At 47.9% G+C, this 3,909-nt stretch carries 5 protein-coding genes, 1 tRNA gene and 1 pseudogene; 2 read left to right on the top strand and 5 right to left on the bottom strand.

Annotated features, from left to right (window positions below; all coding sequences use genetic code 11):
- The 4 genes from Q0231_RS06575 to Q0231_RS06560 form a co-directional block, all read right to left on the bottom strand.
- On the bottom strand, positions 1–327 hold a 327-nt coding region (locus Q0231_RS06575), incomplete at its 3' end, for a hypothetical protein (protein ID WP_299346576.1).
- A complete protein-coding gene (bluB, locus tag Q0231_RS06570; protein WP_299346573.1) occupies positions 324–1,031 on the bottom strand; it encodes a 5,6-dimethylbenzimidazole synthase in 708 nt (235 codons plus the stop codon). The genes bluB and Q0231_RS06575, both read right to left, overlap by 4 nt.
- Positions 1,032–1,145: 114 nt before the next feature.
- Positions 1,146–1,221: transfer RNA gene (locus tag Q0231_RS06565), tRNA-Trp, on the bottom strand.
- Between the two features lie 77 nt (positions 1,222–1,298).
- Complete coding sequence (locus Q0231_RS06560) at positions 1,299–1,685, bottom strand: MAPEG family protein (RefSeq protein ID WP_269393979.1); 387 nt, start codon at positions 1,683–1,685, stop codon at positions 1,299–1,301.
- A 119-nt stretch (positions 1,686–1,804) separates the two neighbouring features.
- Here Q0231_RS06560 and Q0231_RS06555 point away from each other — a divergent pair, with 119 nt between their 5' ends.
- The gene (locus Q0231_RS06555; protein WP_299346570.1) at positions 1,805–2,572 is read left to right on the top strand and encodes a helix-turn-helix domain-containing protein; all 768 of its coding nucleotides are present in this window, start codon (positions 1,805–1,807) and stop codon (positions 2,570–2,572) included.
- Positions 2,573–2,650: 78 nt separating this feature from the next.
- On the opposite strand, the gene Q0231_RS06550 is transcribed toward Q0231_RS06555, so the two are convergent.
- Positions 2,651–3,028, bottom strand: a complete 378-nt coding sequence (locus Q0231_RS06550; protein ID WP_269393977.1) for an MAPEG family protein — start codon at positions 3,026–3,028, stop codon at positions 2,651–2,653.
- Positions 3,029–3,346: 318 nt separating this feature from the next.
- Here Q0231_RS06550 and Q0231_RS06545 point away from each other — a divergent pair.
- Positions 3,347–3,909: pseudogene (locus Q0231_RS06545) on the top strand (hypothetical protein); the annotation flags it as partial.

Here is a 3,909-nt window from a genome sequence, read left to right as displayed (position 1 = left end):
GAACAACGCTAAAATCAGAAGAATTGGGAAGCCAATGGCACACCTCGCAGTCAGTTTTTTGCTGATCTCTGGCGCGCGCCAAAGCAAAAACAACGCGGTTGGGTACATAACAAATACATAAAGCGGATGCACGAAATTGATCCCAAGGCCAAAAAAACCAATGACGCAAGCGACACTGACGCCAAACTTTACATTTCTAATGAAATCGTCGCTCTTCCAAACGCCATAAAGGCCAACTGGGAAAAACACCAGCACCCAAGCAATGACCAGCGTTTTGCTATCATACCAATTGCTCTTGCTCTCAACCGATGCAGCTTCTTGGCTCATTGTTTCCCCCAACGCTCGTGCATAATCAAATCCTCAAGCGGCAACCGCTTGCGCCAACCTTTGGCTTGTAATTCAGGTTCTTCGTATAACTCATCGACATAACCAACGCACAAATAAGCGATGATCTCAATATCCTCTGGAATTTGCAAAATCTGCCGCATCTTGGCTTCATGATAGATCGAGACCCAACCGACCCCAACCCCTTCAGCACGTGCCGCTAGCCAGAGATTTTGCACCGCGCAAACAACACTATATTGCGCCATCTGTGGATTGTGCGTACGCCCCAACCCTGTTTTACCATTGCGGTTGGGATCACAGGTTATACATATGTTGAGCGGTGCCTTTGTGATGCCCTCAAGCTTCAAGTTTTGATAAAGCGCTTTGCGCTCACCCTTGAACTGCTGCGCCTCTTCCGCCTGCGCCGCCTTAAAAGCAGCTTGTACCTTTTGGCGCTGTTCAAGCGAGTTAATCAGCAAAAAGTTCCAAGGCTGCATAAACCCAACCGAAGGAGCCGCATGTGCAGCACTCAAAATGCGGTTTAAGACCGCGCCATCAATTGGATTGGGCAAAAACTGATCCCGCACATCACGTCGCGTTTTAATAGCGCGATAGACCGCTGCACGATCTTGGGCATCGAACGCTAAACGGTGTTCGTCCGCATCGTTTATTGTCACTTCGCGGTATGAATCTAGTGGATTGTGCATTGTGTGAATCTTGTTACCTCGCCTGAACACGCAAGATCACACAACATTGTCGAACACACAACCAAACACGACCAAGTAAATGGCGGATTTGCTAGCTAAAATTTCTGGAAAAAATGGCAGGGGCGGAGAGACTCGAACTCACGACCCTCGGTTTTGGAGACCGATGCTCTACCAACTGAGCTACACCCCTGCATAAACGACAAACGCCGCTGGCAAGGGTCTAATGCCAACAGCGATTTGTTTCAAGTGCTTTATGGCATTTTGCAGCTAAATTTGTAGCACAATCGGTTTGAGCATAAACAAAAGCCCCAAAAACCCAACGGCCCAAACCAAGGAACGCCCCCAAGGCACAGCAAACAAGTAGCAAAACAGATAAACGACCCTCGCCCCAACAAACAGTTGCGCTCCCAATATTGCATCGGCAGGTACGCTGGAGCCGAGCATGTTCAGAATCGCCAGCGCCAAAAACACTGGAAAGCTTTCCCGCAAATTGTTGAAAGCACGAACAGCACGCTGTCCAACAACGGGCAATTCCGGCAGATCGTCGCGCGACCCCACATAACGTCCAATGCCAATTTGTGGAATTCGAATAAGACTGGGCAAAAACAGCTGCGCAAAATACAGCGCCAAGGCTACAACTATCCATATAATCATAAATCTCTCCCAATAATCATCATTGCTATATTGGCCAAAGGGGGTATCGTTTTCAATTCCCTCACAAGGAATTGCCCTATTTGCGCAATCCCATAGATTGGCTAAAGGAGTACAAGCAGATGAACAGTTTTGGCCACATACTAAGTGCGGAGCGCAAATCTCGCGGTGTTAGCCAACACCGTCTTGCAACAGATGTTCAAACAACACAACGGCATTTGTCTTTCTTAGAAACGGGGCGTTCCAAGCCAAGCCGAGAAATGATCATTCGCCTATCGGAGACCATGCAATTGTCGCACAATCAGCGTGGCGAACTGTTCGAGGCTGCGGGCTTCACTTCACCCTACAGTCAGCGGAATCTGGATAGCAAGAGCATCCGCCAAACCATTGAACTCATGGAAAAATATGTTCTCGCAAACTGGCCTTACCCCGGTTTAATTCTGGACCCAGAAATGAATATCCTGAGTTTCAACCAAAGCGCAAAGTCGCTGTTCATGCTGCCTAACACGTCGGATGCACCGATGAATGTTTATGATGTGCTTTTGAGCAACGGCTTCATGGAGCGTGTACAAAACTGGGAAGAATTGAGTTGGGCCGTCTATCTGCGCTTACGACGTCAGGCCCAAAAACACCCTCAATTTCGCCAAAAATTAGAAAGTTACGAGGCGGCGGGCCTGTTTGATGACGCGATAAAACGCCTTGCTCACTCCTCAGAGGTACCGCCATTCATTCCAATTATGATGGAATTTGAAGATGGCACACGATTGCAATTCACCTCAATTGAAGCGGGGCTTTCCACAGTTCATGATGACATCCTATCCGGCATCACCATTGAACTGGTGCTACCGATAAATGAGGAGAGCGATAAGCTGATGCGCAATCAGCCTTGACCAAACGCCAACCTTGCAACCCACAGGGCTTCACCCACCAAACAGTGCTATTATTGCAAAATATTGACGTCCGCTTTTTTACCCAAAAAATGGCAGAGCCATCATCACCAGCCCAAGGAATCCGACCACCCAAACAATCGAACGCAACCAAGGCACGGCTAGAACATAAGCAACAACATAAACAACACGTGCACCAAGAAACAATTCGGCACCAGCCAAAGCAGCTACTTCATGCCCCTGCATAATGGACAAAATGGCGAGCGGCAAAAATAGAAAGAGGCTTTCTTTAAGATTGATCAGCGCGCGTTCTGCACGTTGCCCCGCCAACGGCAAAGAAGGCAAATCATCGCGACTGCCCACGTAACGGTTCAAGCCAATCTGAAAGAACCGCATAGTCGCAGGCGTCAAAAGCTGCACAATGTAAAGTGCAAGCACAATCAAAATCACATAAGTCATACGCATCTCCTCCGGCGTTTTGCCAGCTTCATCAGAGCACTTAAGCCAATATCGCTTCTAACCGCAAACCAACAACGCCCCCCTACCAACGCAAGAGTGAATCGATATTGTACGCCTAGCGGTAGGCACAGGATAGGCAAATCAAACGCAAACGCCTAACGCTTCTTTGACGCACGCAAACTAAATCTCGGTTCACCCCCCGGCTTGACCCATTCACAACACAAACCAAATTGTCCGGTCAGCAAGTGGGCAGTTGATGAGGTTAGTTACTTTGATCTAGACTAGGCTGGTTCCGTCATTAGATTACTAGGAATTCTCATGTTTCGTTTTTTGTGCTTTTTCTTGTTGTTTGCCTCACCGTGCTATGCTGCAAATATAGGTATCCACGGCAATGACAGTAATACCCTAAACGCAATATCGTTTACCGGGAACTTCATCAAAGGCGATCTGCTGCGGCTCCAAAGCCACATCTCAAAGTTGCCCGACAAAAAATATGCTGCGGTTTTTTTCGAATCTGATGGAGGCTCAATCAATGAAGCACTAGAAATAGGATTATATATCCGGAAGATGGGCATACGGACAGTTGTTCCTCAAAATGCGAAATGCCTTAGCGCCTGCGCGTTCGCCTTCTTGGCGGGCTATGACGCAAGAAACAGGGAACCTTGGCGGACAAAAAGCAGTGAGAGCCATCTCGGATTCCATGCGTTTTGGAGCACTTATGAAGATCGCGCGTATTCACGTGATGAAGTCGAAGAAGAAGTGCGCTTTACGCAGATCATTACCATGGCATTAATCAACTATTTCGGCCAAATTGATGCGCCCACAGAACTTCTTGCTATGTCATTGAGCTACGACTCCGACGACATGCTTTACTTATCAAA

The sequence above is a fragment of the uncultured Maritalea sp. genome (genome assembly GCF_937139385.1).
Lineage (GTDB): Bacteria > Pseudomonadota > Alphaproteobacteria > Rhizobiales > Devosiaceae > Maritalea > Maritalea porphyrae_A.
This window is presented reverse-complemented; position numbering and strand designations above follow the sequence as displayed.